Annotated in this window: 13 protein-coding genes; 9 read left to right on the top strand and 4 right to left on the bottom strand. The window is 71.3% G+C overall.

Annotated elements, in window-relative coordinates; translation table 11 throughout:
• Window positions 1-30 precede the first annotated feature (30 nt).
• Together FB471_RS10335 and FB471_RS10330 are read right to left on the bottom strand one after the other, a co-directional pair.
• Window positions 31-1,554: a sodium:solute symporter gene (locus tag FB471_RS10335; RefSeq protein ID WP_141997271.1), complete on the bottom strand. Its 1,524-nt coding sequence runs from the start codon at window positions 1,552-1,554 to the stop codon at window positions 31-33.
• Window positions 1,541-2,761 (bottom strand): anhydro-N-acetylmuramic acid kinase, encoded by a 1,221-nt coding sequence (locus tag FB471_RS10330; RefSeq protein ID WP_141997269.1) that lies wholly within the window; start codon window positions 2,759-2,761, stop codon window positions 1,541-1,543. Before FB471_RS10330 ends, FB471_RS10335 begins: the two co-directional genes overlap by 14 nt.
• Before the next feature lie 138 nt (window positions 2,762-2,899).
• On the opposite strand from FB471_RS10330, the gene ftsY reads away from it, so the two are divergent.
• Window positions 2,900-4,240 (top strand): signal recognition particle-docking protein FtsY, encoded by a 1,341-nt coding sequence (gene ftsY, locus FB471_RS10325; protein WP_142001725.1) that lies wholly within the window; start codon window positions 2,900-2,902, stop codon window positions 4,238-4,240.
• A 16-nt stretch (window positions 4,241-4,256) separates the two neighbouring features.
• Here ftsY and FB471_RS10320 read toward each other — a convergent pair whose 3' ends face one another.
• A complete protein-coding gene (locus FB471_RS10320; protein ID WP_141997267.1) occupies window positions 4,257-5,069 on the bottom strand; it encodes an IclR family transcriptional regulator in 813 nt (270 codons plus the stop codon).
• Between the two features lie 106 nt (window positions 5,070-5,175).
• Between FB471_RS10320 and aceB the strand changes: the two genes are divergently transcribed.
• The gene (aceB, locus tag FB471_RS10315; RefSeq protein ID WP_141997266.1) at window positions 5,176-6,756 is read left to right on the top strand and encodes a malate synthase A; all 1,581 of its coding nucleotides are present in this window, start codon (window positions 5,176-5,178) and stop codon (window positions 6,754-6,756) included.
• 3 nt (window positions 6,757-6,759) lie between these two features.
• Here the strand turns inward: aceB and FB471_RS10310 are convergent, their stop codons facing one another.
• Entirely contained in the window at window positions 6,760-8,250 is a 1,491-nt protein-coding gene (locus FB471_RS10310) for a PucR family transcriptional regulator (RefSeq protein ID WP_141997264.1), read from the bottom strand.
• A gap of 290 nt (window positions 8,251-8,540) precedes the next feature.
• On the opposite strand from FB471_RS10310, the gene FB471_RS10305 reads away from it, so the two are divergent.
• From FB471_RS10305 to FB471_RS10275, 7 genes are all read left to right on the top strand, one after another.
• Complete coding sequence (locus FB471_RS10305) at window positions 8,541-9,401, top strand: FAD binding domain-containing protein (RefSeq protein WP_141997262.1); 861 nt, start codon at window positions 8,541-8,543, stop codon at window positions 9,399-9,401.
• Window positions 9,392-9,856: a (2Fe-2S)-binding protein gene (locus FB471_RS10300; protein ID WP_141997260.1), complete on the top strand. Its 465-nt coding sequence runs from the start codon at window positions 9,392-9,394 to the stop codon at window positions 9,854-9,856. Before FB471_RS10305 ends, FB471_RS10300 begins: the two co-directional genes overlap by 10 nt.
• Window positions 9,857-9,858: 2 nt before the next feature.
• Window positions 9,859-11,205, top strand: coding sequence for an 8-oxoguanine deaminase (locus tag FB471_RS10295; RefSeq protein ID WP_141997258.1), 1,347 nt, complete (start codon window positions 9,859-9,861; stop codon window positions 11,203-11,205).
• Window positions 11,202-13,403: a molybdopterin cofactor-binding domain-containing protein gene (locus FB471_RS10290; RefSeq protein ID WP_141997256.1), complete on the top strand. Its 2,202-nt coding sequence runs from the start codon at window positions 11,202-11,204 to the stop codon at window positions 13,401-13,403. Before FB471_RS10295 ends, FB471_RS10290 begins: the two co-directional genes overlap by 4 nt.
• Before the next feature lie 25 nt (window positions 13,404-13,428).
• Entirely contained in the window at window positions 13,429-13,923 is a 495-nt protein-coding gene (locus tag FB471_RS10285) for a nucleoside deaminase (RefSeq protein WP_141997254.1), read from the top strand.
• Window positions 13,924-14,111: 188 nt separating this feature from the next.
• Complete coding sequence (locus FB471_RS10280) at window positions 14,112-15,551, top strand: NCS2 family permease (RefSeq protein WP_141997252.1); 1,440 nt, start codon at window positions 14,112-14,114, stop codon at window positions 15,549-15,551.
• Between the two features lie 13 nt (window positions 15,552-15,564).
• Window positions 15,565-15,957 carry an allophanate hydrolase-related protein gene (locus tag FB471_RS10275; protein ID WP_141997250.1) on the top strand — a complete coding sequence of 131 codons (393 nt, stop codon included), beginning with the start codon at window positions 15,565-15,567 and terminating at the stop codon, window positions 15,955-15,957.
• The last annotated feature ends 10 nt before the right edge of the window (window positions 15,958-15,967 follow it).

Raw genomic sequence — 15,967 nt, 5'->3', positions numbered from 1 at the left:
GGCGGGACGGTACCGCCGCCACCCCGCGGATCACGCCGACTTCGCCTCGGCCTCGGGCTCCGCGGGCGGCCCACCGCGCGGGTCGTCCGTGCTGTGCCGCAACGAGAGCAGGCCGCCGACCAGCAGGGTCACCACCACGCCGAGCGGGACATACCAGGGGAACGCCAGCGACATGGCCTCACCGTCCACGGTGAACTCGACGCCGAGGATGAACACCGCGTTCACCACGATCGTCGCTACGAACGCCACGATCGCGTCCGCCTGCCTGGCCCGCTTGACCAGCATGCCGAGGAAGAACGCGCCGAGCAGCGCCCCGTAGGTGTAGCTGGCGATGCTCAGCCCCACCTCGACCACCGGCTGGTCGGTGCTGGTGAACAGGGACCCGAAGATCACGAACACCACCGCCCAGATCAGCGTCCACAGCTTGGCGTGCCGCAGCACCGAGGAGTCCGGCATCCGGCGGCGCTTGGTGAAGCGCTGGTACAGGTCGGTGACGGTGGAGGTGGACAGCGAGTTCAGCGAGGAGGAGATCGTGCTCATCGCCGCCGCGAGGATGCCCGCGACCAGCAGCCCGGCCAGCCCGGACGGCAACTCGTTCACGATGAAGGTGGGGAACAGCTCGTCATTGGCCGCCATGCCCATGTCCTCGGGCGCCACACCCCGGTAGAACGACCAGAGCATCGCCCCGACCACCAGGAACAGGCCGAACTGCAGGAAGACCACGAACCCGCTGGCGATCACCGCCTTCTGGCTCTCCCGGACGTTGCGGCAGGCCAGCAGGCGCTGCACCATCAGCTGGTCCGCACCGTGCGAGGCCATCGCGAACAGGGCGCCGCCGACCACCGCGGTGATGAAGGCGTACTGCGAGGTGATCAGGTCGGAGGAGAAGTCGAACAGCTGGAACTTGCCCGCGTCGACCGCCGAGCCGAACCAGCCGTCCGGCAGCTTGCCCGCCAGGATGATCACCGCGAACAGCGCGCCGAGCATATAGATGCCCATCTGGATGACGTCGACCCAGACGACCGCCCTGATCCCGCCGAGATAGGTGTAGATCACCGCGAACAGCGCGATCACCGCCACGATCATCCAGTACGAGGCACTGATGCCGAACGCGTTCAGCATCACCTTCACCGGGATCGCGGTGGCGAACAACCGGACTCCGTCGGCCAGCAACCGGGTGACCAGGAAGGTGACCGACGCGGTGCCCTGCAGCCCGCTGCCGAACCGCTTGCCGAGAAACGCGTACGCGCTCACTATGTCGCCCGAGTAGTACTTCGGCAGCAGTACGAAAGCCACCAACGTCCGGCCGATCAGGTAACCGATGGCCAACTGCAGGTAGGTGATGTTGCCGAGATAGGCGACCGTCGGCACGCTGATCACGGTCAGCGTCGAGGTCTCGGTAGCCACCACCGAGAACGTCACCGCCCACCACGGTATCCGCCTGCTGCCGACGAAGTAGTCCGTTGACGACTTCTGCTTTCCGCCGATAGCGATCCCCAGTAGCGGCGTTCCCACCAGAAAGACCGCGATGATCGCGAGGTCAAGTGCGCGCATTGATATCTCCTACCGGTTGTTGCGATGCCGCCGCTACCCGCAATCGAGTAATCGCCTCGCGCCGCGGCGGGGGTAGCGAGAGCGGACCCGATCCGGGAGTGATACCGCCCAGCAGGCGCGGGCCCGCCGCGCCGGTCGCGCTGGGGACGTTCGCCGGGAGCCCGTGCCAGGTCAGCCAGCCGAGCACCGCGGTGAGATAGGCCTCCTTCGCCGAGGCGGGAAGGCCGAGCTCCTCGCTGGTGGCCAGCGCGCCGGCGGGCAGGTGCGCGGCGAGCGCGCGCAGCAGCGCCGGGTTCGCCACCCCTCCGCCGGAGGCCAGCACGGTGTGCACCCTGTGCCGCGCGCACTCCCGCGCGATGGTGACCGCGGTGAGCTCGGTCAGCGTCGCCAGCAGGTCGGCGTCCGCGATCGGGGGCAGCCCCTCGGCGGCGGTGCGGAAGTACCCGGCGTGGAAGCGTTCCTTCCCGGTGGACTTCGGCGGCGGCGCCGCGTAGTAGGGGTCGTCCAGCAGTCGCTCGAGCAGGTCCGCACGCACGCGGCCACTGGTGGCCAGCGCGCCGTCCCGGTCGCTGCGCAGGCCCCCGCCGGAGACCTGCACGGCGGCGGCGTCGATCAGCGCGTTCCCCGGCCCGGTGTCGTAGGCCAGCGGATCACCTTCCGGGGTGACCACGGTCAGGTTGGCGATCCCGCCGATGTTCAACGCCGCCGCGGGCTTGCGGCCGGCGTCCACAAGGGAACGCAGCCACAGCGCGTCCAGCGTGCTGGCCAGCGGGGCGCCGTGGCCACCGGCCGCCACATCCCGTGCCCGCAGGTCGGCGACCACCGGAAGCCCGGTGCGCTCGGCGATCCAGGCCGGCTGGCCGAGCTGCAACGTGCCCTCGACCGTGCCGTTCTCCACCCAGTGGAACACCGTCTGCCCGAGCGAGGTCACCAGGTCGGCCCGGCCTTCGGTGAGCCGGTCGATGCCCTCCAGCGCGGCGGTGGCGAAGGCCTTGCCGACACCGGTGTCCAGCCGGGTGAGCTGCTCGGCGCTGCACTCGCCCGGCGGGAGCGCCGCGAGCAGCCCGGTGCGCAGCGACTCGGGGTAGTCGAGTTCCAGATGGCCGAGCGGGATCAGGACCAGCTCCTCGCCGGTGGCGTGCAGGTCGGCGGCCGCCACGTCGATGCCGTCGATCGAGGTGCCGGAGATCAGTCCGAGAACGCGCATTGCAGTGGTCTAGTCCAGGTGGCGGATGTGCGGCAAGTCATCAGGTTTTTTCTTTGCCGAAATGAGTTCTAAGCGGTTGAACGTTCACCGTGCGGTGGTGCGAGGTGGCCGGGCGTGGCCGGATGGGAGGATGGCGAGGTGTCGAGCAACCTCTGGTTCTGGATCATCGTCGTAGCCGTCGTCGTGCTGGTGGTCGCGCTCGTCGCCGGGCTGACCATCGCGCGCAGGCGCAAGATCAGCCTGCGCGAGTCCGATCGCCTCGAGGGGCAGCAACCCTCGGGCGGCGGCTACCAGGCAGGCGGCGGGATCGCGCTGGCCCCGGGTGGGGAACGGGAGCAGGAGACCGAGCAGCCGCCGCATCCCGCGGGCGAGCGCACCGAGGTGGACGGGCAGCCCGGGGTCGGGGACGACGCCTCGGTGCCACGGGACGCGCCGCGCCGGGGCATCGTGGACGTGACCCTGCCCGCGGACGAGCAGGCGCCGGACAAGGCGCCCGAGCCCGAGCCCGCACCGGAGCCCGAGCCGGAGCAGGCCGAGGAGATCGCGCCCACCACGGGGCGGCTGGAGCGGCTGCGTGGCCGGCTGTCGAAGTCGCGTTCCTCCCTGGGGCAGGGCCTGCTCGGCCTGCTGGGCGCCGGTGACCTGGACGAGGACTCCTGGCAGGAGATCGAGGACACCTTGCTGGTGGCCGACCTCGGGGCGAGCACCACCACCGAGATCGTCGAGCGGCTGCGCGCCGAGATGTCCACCCGCGGGGTGCGCACACCCGAGGACGCGCGCGCGGCGCTGCGGCAGGTGCTGATCGAGGCGCTCGGCCCGGACGAGGACCGTTCGGTACGGGCGTTGCCGCACGAGATGGACGGTGGCAGGCAACCCGCGGTCGTGCTGGTCGCCGGGGTGAACGGCACCGGCAAGACCACCACCACCGGCAAGCTGGCCCGGGTGCTCGTCGCGCAGGGCAGGCAGGTCCTGCTGGGCGCGGCGGACACCTTCCGCGCGGCCGCCGCCGACCAGTTGCAGACCTGGTCCGAGCGGGTCGGGGCCGAGGTGGTGCGCGGCAAGGAGGGCGCCGACCCGGCCTCGGTGGCCTTCGACGCCGTGAAGCGTGGGATGGACGCCGGCGTGGACGCCGTACTGGTGGACACCGCGGGCAGGCTGCACACCAAGACCGGCCTGATGGACGAGTTGGGCAAGGTCAAGCGGGTGGTGGAGAAGCAGGCCGCGGTGGACGAGGTGCTGCTGGTGCTGGATGCCACCACCGGGCAGAACGGCCTGGCACAGGCCAGGGTGTTCGCCGAGGTGGTGGACGTGACCGGCATCGTGCTGACCAAGCTGGACGGCACCGCCAAGGGTGGCATCGTGTTCCAGGTGCAACGCGAGCTCGGCGTGCCGGTGAAGCTGGTCGGCCTGGGGGAGGGACCGGACGACCTGGCTCCGTTCGAGCCCGCCGCCTTCGTGGACGCCCTGCTCGGTACCTAGGCCAGGGTCTCGGACGTCACGCCGTGAGGTCGTGGGTGGCGAGTTGCTCGGAGAGGGCGGTCGCGATGCGCTGCACCACGGGTGCGATCCGGGACACCGCCTCCTTGGTCAGCCTGCCTTCCGGGCCCGAAACCGAGACCGCCGCCGGGGTCGGCGCACCGTCCACGGACACCGCGATGCACCGCACCCCGAGCTCCTGCTCGCTCTCGTCCAGCGCGTAGCCCTGCTCGGCGATGTCCGCCAGGTGGGTGAGGAAGGGGTTCACCTCGGTGTGCGTGTGCTCGGTGTAGGCGGGCATGCCGGTGCGGCCGAGCAGCGCACGCGCCTCCTCGGGGGGTAGCTGGGCGAGCATCGCCTTGCCGACCCCGGTCCCGTGCGGCAGCAGCCTGCGGCCGACCTCGGTGAACATCCGCATGGAGTGCCGGGAGGGGACCTGCGCGACGTAGACCACCTCGTCCCGCTCCAGTACGGCCAGGTTCGCCGTCTCGCCCACGGCGTCGACCAGCTCGCTCAGCAGCGGGCGGGCCCAGGTGCCGAACTGCAGGCTGGCGTTCTCCCCGAGCCGGATCAGCCTGGCGCCCAGCGCGTACCGGCGGTTCAGGTTCTGCCGCACGTACCCGAGCGCGACCAGGGTGCGGATGAGCCGGTGGATGGTCGGCATCGGCAGCCCGGAGGAGGCTGCGAGCTCGGAGAGGCTGGCCTCGCCGCCGGTGTCGGCGAGGTGCTCGAGTAGCTCGAACGCGCGCTGCAGCGACTGCACCCCGCTACTACTGTCACGACTGCCTTTCACGTTCGCCACGTGCACATCCTCTCGTCCGGAGCGGCCCATGAGGGACACCACCCACCCCGCGCGTTGAGCTTCCGCTATGCAGAAACTATAGTCCGATATGTAAAACGTACAGACGTCTTCCTGAAAGCCACAGTGAGGTGTTGGCATGTCTGAGGTCCAGGTGCTCGGCGGCTCGGTCGAGCGCGGCGAAGAGATCCTCACGCCGGAGGCCCTGCGGTTCCTCGGTGACCTGCACGACCGGTTCGCCGGCCGGCGGGACGAGTTACTGCGGGCACGGACCGGGCGCCGGGAGGAGGCGGCGCGCACCGGCAGGCTGGACTTCCTGCCGGAGACCCGCGAGGTGCGCGAGTCGGAGTGGCGGGTGGCCGAGGCGCCGGCCGCGCTGCGTGACCGCCGGGTGGAGATCACCGGTCCCACCGACCGCAAGATGACCGTGAACGCGCTGAACTCCGGCGCGAAGGTGTGGCTCGCCGACCTCGAGGACGCCAACACCCCGCACTGGGACAACGTGGTCTCCGGCCAGGTCAACCTGCATGACGCGGTGCGCGGCACGGTGGAGCTGACCACTCCGGAGGGCAAGCACTACGCGCTGCGCGACGACGTCCAGCGCCCGACCATCGTGATGCGGCCGCGTGGCTGGCACCTGGACGAGCGCAACCTGAAGATCGGCGACCGGAAGGCCGTCGGCGCGCTGGTGGACTTCGGGCTGTACTTCTTCCACAACGTGCGGGCGCTGCTGAGCAACGACTCGGGTCCGTACTTCTACCTGCCGAAGATGGAGAGTCACCTCGAGGCGCGGCTGTGGAACGAGGTGTTCAGCTTCGCGGAGGCGGAACTGGGTATCGAGCACGGCACGATCCGCGCCACCGTGCTGATCGAGACCATCCCGGCGGCCTTCGAGATGGAGGAGATCCTCTACGAGCTGCGCGAGCACGCCTCCGGGCTGAACGCCGGCCGGTGGGACTACCTGTTCAGCGTGATCAAGTACTTCCGGGACGCGGGGCGTGCGTTCGTGCTGCCGGACCGCAACAGCGTCACCATGACCGCGCCGTTCATGCGGGCCTACACCGAGCTGCTGGTACGTACCTGTCACAAGCGCGGCGCGTTCGCGATCGGCGGGATGGCCGCGTTCATCCCGAACCGCAAGGATCCCGAGGTCACCGAAAAGGCCACGACCAAGGTGCGCGACGACAAGGCGCGGGAGGCCGGCGACGGCTTCGACGGCTCCTGGGTTGCCCACCCCGGCATGGTCGACCTGTGCCGCGAGGAGTTCGACAAGGTGCTCGGCGACAAGCCGAACCAGCTCGACCGCACCAGGGACGAGGTCCGGGTGACCGAGGACGAGTTGCTCGACGTCGCGGCCACCGAGGGCAGTGCCACCATGGCCGGGCTGCGCGGCGCGGTGGATGTCGGCGTGCGTTACCTCGCCTCCTGGCTCGGCGGGAACGGCGCCGCGGCCATCCACAACCTGATGGAGGACGCCGCCACCGCGGAGATCTCGCGCTCGCAGGTGTGGCAGTGGGTGCGCAACGGCATCACGCTGGACGGCGGCCAGCAGGTCACCGCGGAACTCGTGCGTTCCGTGCTGGACGAGGCGCACAAGGACCTGGCAGGGCAGATTCCGGCCGAGCTCCTCGAACCCGCCGTCGAGTTGTTCGAGCAGGTCGCCCTCGCCGAGGACTTCGCCGACTTCCTCACCCTCCCCGCCTACGAACGCATCCGGTAGCGGTCAGGAGCCCGCGGAGCGGAGAGCCAGGTAGACGTCGACCTGGGTGGGGAAGTCGGTGAGGTCGAGGCCGAGGAGTTCACCTGCCCTGGCGATGCGGTAGCGCAGGGTGTTCACGTGGACGTGCAAGGCCTTCGCCGCCGCCGCGGGCGAGCCGGAGCACTCCAGGAACACCCGCACGGTGTGCACGAGATCACCGTGATGCGCCCGGTCGTAGTCCAGTAGTGGCCCGAGGATCCGTGCGCGCAGGGAGGACCGCAGCTCGTCCGGCGCGCCCGCCAGCAGCAGCCGGTGCGCGCCGACCTGCTCCCCGGACACCACCGCGATCCGGCCCGGCCCGCGCTCGGCCATCCCGAGTGCGTGCCGGGCCTCCTGGGTGGCGCCGCGCAGCCCCGCGGCCGTACCGGGCCCGCCCGCCCCGATCAGCACCCGGCCGGCGGGCAACGCGGACTCCACTGTGGACAGGGCCGCCGCCATGTCGGCGGCCCACCCCTCGGGCCAGCCCCGCGACTCGACCAGCGCGCAGGCATCCGACCCGATCTCACCGACCAGGCACCTGCCGGGGTAGGCGGCGAGCAACTCGGTCAGCAGCTCCACGCTCAGCCGGGTACCCGCGGTCCTGGCCAGCAGCACCCGCAGCGGCGCGTCCGTGGGCAGCCCGGCCGTGGACAGCCCGTTGCTCAGCTCGTTCTCGGTCAGTGTCGCCCCGCCGAGCCCACGCAGCAGCGGGGCCGCCACCCGGTCGGCGACCCTCCGTACCTGCTCGGTCCGCGCGCGATCCAGCTCCACCAGGCCGGCCAGCTCCTCGGCCAGCGCCGAGGACCCGGCATGCGGGTCACCGACCACCAGCAGCCACGGCACCAGCGCCCGGCCGCCGGCCGGAAGCAGGGTGTACGAGCCGGGCACGGCGACCCTGCCGTCGCCGGCGAGGAACCGCCGCGCCAGCGGCACCGGCTGGTCGAGCTCGGGGCCACTGCCCGCGACCACCCTGCCGGTGCCGGAGACCACCCAGCAGGGCACGCCCAGCTCGCCCGCCCCGTGCCGCAGCAGCGCGGGCAGCGAGTCGTGCTCCGCCGCCGCCGAGCGCAAACGCTTGCGGGCGCCGGACACCTCGTCCCGCTCGGCGGCCAGCGCCAGCACCACCCGCTCGGTCACCACCGCGAAGGACAGGTCGAAGGGCACCTCCAGCAACGGGATCCGGTGTCGCGCGCAGGCGGTGACCAGCTCGTCCGGGATCCCGCCGGAATCGGCCCCGGACGCCGCCAGCGCCGCCGAGCCCGCGGCGCTCAGCGCGGCCACGAACGGCTCGGCGTCCCCTGGGCCGCGCCACCACAACAACCCGGTCAGCACCAGTTCGCCCGCGGAGAGGTAGCGGCTCGGGTCCGGCAGTTCGGTGCCGTAGATCCGGCTGACCTCGCGGTCCAGCAGCCCGGCCCCGGTACGCAGCCGCAGCCGGAGCTCGGGGATCTCGAGCAGTGTTCGCACAGGCGTCATGGCATTTGTAGGAAAGCACAAAACCCGCGGTGTTCGCTGGGCAGGTTTCGTATGTCGCCGCCGTTGCCGGGTAACCGGGGCGGTGTGTGTACTTGACAGAGCGTCCGAGAAGCGCCGGGACCTGCGGTGGTGAGGTGGGGAACGCGCGCGGCGGAACCCACGAGCGGGGAGGCGGGGCGCATGACCTGTGGAGGTGATGATGGCGAGCAGAGCCTGAGTCCCGCCGAGCCGATCGTGTCGCGCGTTTGCAGACAAGCACTGTGTGAACCCTGCCTCAAGGAGGCGAGCACGTGGACTTCCTCCGCCCCGCCACGCTGTCCGACGCGCTGGCGATGAAGGCCGACCGGCCGGATGCGGTGCCGATCGCGGGTGGTACCGACGTGATGGTCGAGCTGAACTTCGACCACCGCAGGCCCGAGGTGCTGCTGGACCTCACCGGCGTCGCCGAACTCACCCGGTGGGATCGCACGGAGGGTGCCGTCCGGCTCGGCGCCACCGTCCCCTACAGCCGGGTGATCACCGAGCTCGGCGGGTCGTTGCCCGCGCTCGCCATGGCCTCCCGAACCGTCGGTTCCCCGCAGATCCGCAACCGGGGCACGGTCGCGGGAAACCTCGGTGCCGCCTCCCCCGCCGGGGACACCCACCCCGTGCTGCTGGTCACCGGCGCCGAGGTCGAGGCGGCCTCGGTACGCGGGACCCGGCGCATTCCCGCCGGAGAGTTCTACCTCGGGGTGAAGCGCAACGCGCTGGAACCGGACGAGCTGATCAGTGCGGTGCACGTTCCGGTCGCCGAGGGGCCGCAGCAGTTCGCCAAGATCGGCACCCGCAACGCCATGGTGATCGCGGTGTGCTCCTTCGCCCTCGCGCTGGATCCTGGCGGCACGGTCCGTGCCGCTGTCGGCTCGGCGGGGCCGACCCCGCGCCGGGCGCGTGCCGCCGAGGACTTCCTCGCCGAGGTACCCGTGCACGGTCCGCCGCGGGACGAGGTGTGCCGGCACTTCGGCGAACTGGTCGCCACCGCGGCCGATCCCATCGACGACGTCCGCGGCAGCGCGTCCTACCGCAGGCACGCGCTCACCGTGCTGGCCAGGCGGGCGCTGACCTGGGCGTGGCAGGAGTACCGGGGAAAGGGTGAGCCCACATGCGCGTGACGTTGACCGTGAACGGCGAGACGCTGCGGGCCGATGATGTGTGGGAGGGCGAGAGCCTGCTGTTCGTGTTGCGCGAGCGGCTCGGCCTTCCCGGCTCGAAGAACGCCTGCGAGCAGGGCGAATGCGGTTCCTGCACGGTGTATCTCGACGACACCGTGGTCTGCTCCTGCCTGGTCGCCGCCGGGCAGGCCGAGGGTAGGCGGGTGCGCACGGTCGAGGGGTTGGCCGATGGCGAGCGACTCGACCGGGTGCAGCAGTCCTTTGTGGATGCCGGCGCGGTGCAGTGCGGTTTCTGCACGCCCGGCCTCGTGGTCGCCGCGCACGACCTGCTGGACAGGGTGCCCGACCCCGCGGAGGAGGAGGCCCGGGAGGCACTGGCCGGAAACCTGTGCCGCTGCACCGGGTACGAGAAGATCCTCGAGGCCGTCCGGCTCGCCGCCACCAGGGAGAAGTAGGCATGAGAACGTTGATCGAGAATGCCGCTATCTCCACTGTGGACTCCGCGGGCACCGAGTATCGCTCGGGGTACGTGCTTGTCGAGGGTTCCCGGATCGCCGCGGTGGGCGAGGGACGAGCCGAGCTGCCCGCCGACACCCGGATCGACGCGCGCGGTTGCCTGGTCACCCCGGGGCTGGTGAACACCCATCACCACCTGTACCAGTGGGCCACCCGCGGGATGGCCGCGGACGGCACGCTGTTCGAGTGGCTGGGGGAGCTGTACCCGGTGTGGGCGGGGCTGGACGCCGAGATCACCCACGCGGCGGCGGGCGCCGGTCTGGCCAGGCTCGCCCGCACCGGCTGTACCACGGTGGCCGACCACCACTATGTGTTCCCCCGTGACGGCGGGGACCAGCTCGCGGCCCTGGTGTCGGCCACCCACCGGATCGGCCTGCGCACCCACCTGGTGCGTGGCTCGATGGACCGGGGCGAGTCGGCTGGCGGCCTGCCGCCCGATCGGCTGGTCGAGGACACCGAGACCGCGTTGCTCGGCACCGAGCACGCCATCGACACCTACCACGACCCCACCCCGGACGCGCGGGTCCGGATCGCAGCCGGGCCGTGCTCGCCGTTCACGGTGACCGAGAAACTGATGCTCGGCGCGGCGGAGCTGGCCCGCCGCAAGGGGGTCCGGTTGCACACTCACCTCGCCGAGACCCTGGACGAGCAACGCCAGTGCGTCGCCGAGACCGGGCGAACCCCCGCCGAGTACGCCGAGGACCTCGGCTGGCTCGGCGCGGACGTCTGGCTCGCGCACACCGTGCACCTGGACTCCGGCGCGGTGCGCAGGCTCGGCGTCACCGGCACCGGCTCCGCGCACTGCCCGACATCCAACGGCAGGCTCGGCACCGGGATCGCGCCGGTGCGGGAGCTGCTGGACGCGGGCGTCCCGGTCGGCCTCGGGGTCGACGGCGCAGCCTCCAACGAGTCCGGCGGGCTCGGCGAGGAACTGCACCAGGCCCTGCTGCAGGCCCGCCAGCGGGGTGGGCCGCGCGCACTGGCCGTCCGCGAGGCACTGCACCTCGGCACCATGGGCGGCGCGCGCTGCCTCGGCAGGGAACACGAGCTCGGCTCGCTGGAGCCGGGCAAGCTCGCCGACCTCACCGTGTGGCGGCTGGACGGTCTCGCGCATGCCGGGATCGAGGACCCGGTCGCCGCGCTCGTCCTCGGCGCCACCCCGCCGGTGGAGCTGCTCCTGGTCGGCGGGGAGACCGTGGTGGACCGCGGCGAGCTGCGCACCGCCGACGAGCCCGCACTTGCCGCGGAACTGCGGGCCGCGAGCGCGAAGCTGACGGAGGCGCCATGACGAGCAGCACGGACACCCGTACCGGTTCGGCGCAGGGAGTCGGCAGCGACGCGCAACGGCCGGACGGTGTGGTCAAGGTGCGCGGCGAGTTCGCCTACTCCTCCGACCTGTGGCACGAGGACATGCTCTGGGGCGCCACCCTGCGCAGCCCGCATCCCTACGCCCGGATCGAGGGCATCGACCTCGGCGAGGCGCTGGCCACGCCGGGCGTGTATGCCGTGCTCACCCATGCCGACGTGCCGGGGGTGAACCGCTACGGCCTCGAGCATCCGGACCAGCCGGTGCTGGCCGAGGACCTGGTGCGCTACGAGGGTGAGCCGGTGGCACTGGTGGCCGCCGACCATCCGGAGACCGCGCGCAGGGCGATGAACCGGATCCGGGTCGAGTACACCGAGCTGGAACCGGTGACCGATGCCGAGCAGGCGGTGACCGGGAACGTGCCCGCGCTGCACCCGGAGGGCAACGTGGTGCGGCACGTGCCGATCCGGCGCGGGGATCCCGATGCGCGTGCCGAGGTGGTGGTTCGTGGAACATACCGGATCGGTATGCAGGACCAGGCATTCCTCGGGCCCGAGTCGGGGCTGGCGATCCCCGCCGAGGACGGCGGGGTGGACCTCTACGTCGCCACCCAGTGGCTGCATGTCGACCAGCGGCAGGTCGTCGCCGCCCTCGGCCTGCCGGAGGACAAGGTGCGGCTCACCCTCGGTGGGGTGGGCGGCGCCTTCGGCGGCAGGGAGGACCTTTCCATCCAGGTGCACGCCTGCCTGCTCGCGCTGCACACCGGCAAGCCGGTGAAGATGGTCTACAACCGCGCGGAGTCCTTCTACGGCCATGTGCACCGGCACCCGGCGACCCTGCACTACGAGCACGGGGCGGACGCGCGGGGCCGACTGGTCTACGTGCGGGCGCGGATCTTCCTGGACGGTGGTGCCTATGCCTCGTCCACCCCGGCAGTGGTGGCCAATGCCGCCACCCTCGGTGTCGGCCCGTACGAGGCGCCGAACGTGGTGCTGGACAGCTGGGGTGCCTACACGAACAACCCGCCGTGCGGCGCGATGCGCGGGTTCGGCGCGGTGCAGGCTGCCTTCGCGTACGAGTCGCAGATGGACAGGCTGGCCGCTGCCTGCGGGCTGGACCCGGTTGAGGTCCGGCTGCGCAACGCGATGAGCCAGGGCACGGTGATGCCCACCGGCCAGGTGGTCGACTCGGCCGCCCCGGTCGCCGAGCTGTTGCGGCGGGTGCGGGACAAGCCCATGCCCGCCGAACCGCCCGCCGAGCTGGACCTGCGCCGGATGCCGGGCGGGGTGTCCAACACCACGCACGGCGAGGGAGTGGTGCGCGGCGTCGGCTACGCGGTGGGCATCAAGAACATCTGCTTCTCCGAGGGATTCGACGACTACTCGACCGCGCGGGTTCGGCTGGAGGTGCTCGGCGGCGAACCCGCCGCCACCGTGCAGACCGCCGCCTGCGAGGTCGGGCAGGGCCTGGTGACCGTACTGCAGCAGATCGTGCGCACCGAGTTGGGCGTGCGGCGGGTGACCGTGCAGCCGATGGACACCTCGATCGGCAACGCGGGCTCGACCTCGGCTTCCCGGCAGACCTATGTCACCGGGGGCGCGGTGCGCGCCGCCTGCCAGGCCGTGCGCGCGGCTCTCGGGTCGCTGTCCCCGGACGAGCTCGGGGACAAGGTGCTGGACGAGACGGTGGAGTGGCGGCACCGGCCCACCGAGGCGCTCGACCCGGAGACCGGCGCGGGCAACGCCCACGTGCAGTACGGTTTCGCCGCGCACCGGGCCGTGGTGGACGTGGACACCGAGTTGGGCCTGATCAAGGTGGTCGCACTGGACTGCGCCCAGGACGTGGGCAAGGCGATGAACCCGCAGGCCGTGCTCGGCCAGATCCAGGGCGGTTCCGCGCAGGGGCTCGGCCTCGCGGTGATGGAGGAGATCCAGACCGACGGCGGCCGGATCCGCAACCCGTCCTTCACCGACTACCTCATCCCGACCGTGCTCGACATGCCACCGATGGACATCGACGTGCTCGAGCTGGCCGACCCGCACGCCCCATACGGGCTGCGCGGGGTCGGTGAACCACCGACGATCTCCTCCACCCCCGCGATCGTCGCGGCGATCCGGTTCGCCACCGGCAAGGCGCTGGAGCGCGTGCCGGTCCGGCCGGAGCACATCATCGGCGACTAGCTCGCCGCGTCTCGAACGGAGAGTCATGGGTGGAAATGTGTCCACAGTAGGTTCCGCTGAGCAGGAGTGGCTGGCCGAGGCCGTCCGGATCGCCACCGCCAACGTGGCCGAGGGCGGCGGCCCGTTCGGGGCACTGGTCGTCCGGGACGGGGCCGTGCTGGCCACCGGGACCAACCAGGTCACGCCCGCACTGGATCCCACGGCGCACGCCGAGGTGGTGGCTATCCGCGCGGCCTGCGTCGCGCTCGGCGACTTCCAGCTCACCGGCTGCGTGCTGGTGTCCTCCTGCGAACCCTGCCCGCTGTGCCTTTCCGCAGCCCTGTGGGCCAGGGTGGACCGGGTGCTCTACGCCGCCGACCGGCACGACGCCGCGGCGGCCGGTTTCGACGACCGCGAGTTCTACGACCTGTTCAGCACCCCACGGGAAACCTGGCCGCTCACCGTGGCGCAACTCGCCAGCGCGCGCCCCACCGAACCCTTCGAAGCCTGGCAGGCCAACCCGGACACCGTGGCGTACTGAACCAGCAAACTCGCCTACGCGAGCAGCAAACTCGCCTACCTGAGCGGCCAACACGCCGGCCGCGCCGTGTTTGCCATCCACGTAGCCGAGTTTGCCGTTCACGCGGTCGAGTTTGCCATCCACGTAGGCGAGTTTGCGCTTCGCGCGCGTGTGTTTGCCGTATCCGTACGCGGCCGAGGAGGTCGAGGATGACCCAGTTGCGGACGGACCGGCCGCATCCACCGGACCCGCCGAGGGTGCCGCCGGTCGACCGGTTCTTCAAGATCACTACCAGGGGGAGCACACTCGGTCGCGAGGTACGCGGCGGGATCACCACGTTCGTCGCGATGTGCTACATCGTGCTGCTCAACCCGCTCGTACTCGGCGCGTCCACCGACATCACCGGAGCGCGGCTGACCACGGAGCAGGTCACCACGGCCACCGCGCTCGCCGCCGGGGTGACCACCGTCCTGATGGGACTGGTCGGTAACGCGCCGCTCGCGCTGGCCGCGGGCTTGGGCGTGAACGGCCTGGTCGCCTTCCAACTGGCGCCGGAGATGACCTGGGGGCAGGCATTCGGCTTGGTCGTGCTGGAGGGCGTGTGCATCGTGCTGATGGCGGTCTCCGGGGTCCGGGAACGGATCATCAACGCCATCCCGATGCCGCTGAAGACCGCGATCACCGTCGGCATCGGGCTCTACATCGCGCTGGTCGGGCTGGTCAGCGCCGGATTCGTCACCAGGACCCCGGACGCGGCCGCTTCCACGGTCCCGGTCCGGATGGGCACCGACGGCCATCTCGCCGGCTGGCCGATCGCCGTGTTCTGTGCCGGGCTGCTGCTGATGATCGTGCTGGTCAGCAGGCGGATACCCGGGGCGGTCCTGATCAGCATCACGGTAGCCACCGTGCTGGCCGTGGTGGTGAACGAGAGCTTCGCCGTGGACGGCTGGGGGCTGGTGGAACCCGCGGTCCCGGACCACCTCGTGTCCACACCGGACTTCGGCCTGCTCGGCAGCGTGGACCTGTTCGGCGGTTTCGCCTCGGCCGGCGCGGTCACCGCGACGGTGTTCCTGTTCACCCTGGTGCTGTCCGGGTTCTTCGACGCGATGGGCACGATTACCAGCGTCTCCCAGGAGGCCGGGCTGGTCCGGGACGGTCGGGTCGAGGGCATGGGCCGGATCCTGTGCGTGGACGGCGTGGGCGCGCTGGCGGGCGGGTTCACCGGCGCCTCGCCGAACACCGTGTTCCTGGAGTCGGCGGCAGGGGTGGGCGAGGGCGCGCGGACCGGGCTGGCCAGCGTGGTGACCGGGGCGCTGTTCACCGCCACCCTGTTCCTCACCCCGATCGCCGCCGTGGTGCCCGCGCAGGCCGCCGCGCCCGCGCTGGTGGTGATCGGCGGCATGATGATGGCGCAGTGCGCCAAGGTGCCGTGGCAGGACGTGGACTTCGCGATCCCGGTGTTCCTCACCATCGCCCTGATCCCGTTCACCTACTCCATCACCAACGGGATCGGTGCCGGGCTGGTGTCCTACGTGCTGATCAAGGTGGCCAAGCGGCGGATCGGCGAGGTCGGCTGGCTGCTCGGCACGCTGGCCGCGGTGTTCTTCGCATACTTCGCGGTGGAAGGGATCATGGCGGCAGTGAGCTGAACGGAGGCGGTCGATGGCACTGATGTTCCTCAACGGCGGCGGGATGCGCGGCGGCCCGCTGCACCACCAGTTGCGGGACACGCCGCTGCTGTGCACGGCCAGCAGCGCGCCGAAGTATCGCTACTTCTCGGTCGGCGACCGTTTCCCGGCGATGTACGAGGTCGGCCCGGGCGGTGGCAGCGTGCTCGGCGAGGTGTACGACCTCCCGCTGACCGTGCTGCGGGATCACCTCATGCCCGCCGAGCCCGCCGAGCTGGAACTCGGGGTGATCGAGCTCACCGACGGCGCGGCCTGCCTGGCGACGGTGCTGCGCGCGTCGTATGTGGACAGCCCGGAGCTGGTGGACATCACCGAGTACGGCGACTGGCGTGCTTACCTGGCGGCGAAGGAAAGCGGCGGGCGGTAGCCTGGCCGGC

Origin of the sequence: Amycolatopsis cihanbeyliensis (genome assembly GCF_006715045.1) — a bacterium.
Taxonomy (GTDB): domain Bacteria; phylum Actinomycetota; class Actinomycetes; order Mycobacteriales; family Pseudonocardiaceae; genus Amycolatopsis; species Amycolatopsis cihanbeyliensis.
This window is presented reverse-complemented; position numbering and strand designations above follow the sequence as displayed.

What these genes read in the sequence shown, in the direction of transcription:
- FB471_RS10335 (WP_141997271.1), bottom strand. Translation starts at nt 1,554, where the DNA reads ATGCGCGCACTTGACCTCGCGATCATCGCGGTCTTTCTGGTGGGAACG.
- FB471_RS10330 (WP_141997269.1), bottom strand. Translation starts at nt 2,761, where the DNA reads ATGCGCGTTCTCGGACTGATCTCCGGCACCTCGATCGACGGCATCGAC.
- FB471_RS10320 (WP_141997267.1), bottom strand. Translation starts at nt 5,069, where the DNA reads ATGGGCCGCTCCGGACGAGAGGATGTGCACGTGGCGAACGTGAAAGGC.
- aceB (WP_141997266.1), top strand. Translation starts at nt 5,176, where the DNA reads ATGTCTGAGGTCCAGGTGCTCGGCGGCTCGGTCGAGCGCGGCGAAGAG.
- FB471_RS10310 (WP_141997264.1), bottom strand. Translation starts at nt 8,250, where the DNA reads ATGACGCCTGTGCGAACACTGCTCGAGATCCCCGAGCTCCGGCTGCGG.
- FB471_RS10300 (WP_141997260.1), top strand. Translation starts at nt 9,392, where the DNA reads ATGCGCGTGACGTTGACCGTGAACGGCGAGACGCTGCGGGCCGATGAT.
- FB471_RS10295 (WP_141997258.1), top strand. Translation starts at nt 9,859, where the DNA reads ATGAGAACGTTGATCGAGAATGCCGCTATCTCCACTGTGGACTCCGCG.
- FB471_RS10290 (WP_141997256.1), top strand. Translation starts at nt 11,202, where the DNA reads ATGACGAGCAGCACGGACACCCGTACCGGTTCGGCGCAGGGAGTCGGC.
- FB471_RS10285 (WP_141997254.1), top strand. Translation starts at nt 13,429, where the DNA reads ATGGGTGGAAATGTGTCCACAGTAGGTTCCGCTGAGCAGGAGTGGCTG.
- FB471_RS10280 (WP_141997252.1), top strand. Translation starts at nt 14,112, where the DNA reads ATGACCCAGTTGCGGACGGACCGGCCGCATCCACCGGACCCGCCGAGG.
- FB471_RS10275 (WP_141997250.1), top strand. Translation starts at nt 15,565, where the DNA reads ATGGCACTGATGTTCCTCAACGGCGGCGGGATGCGCGGCGGCCCGCTG.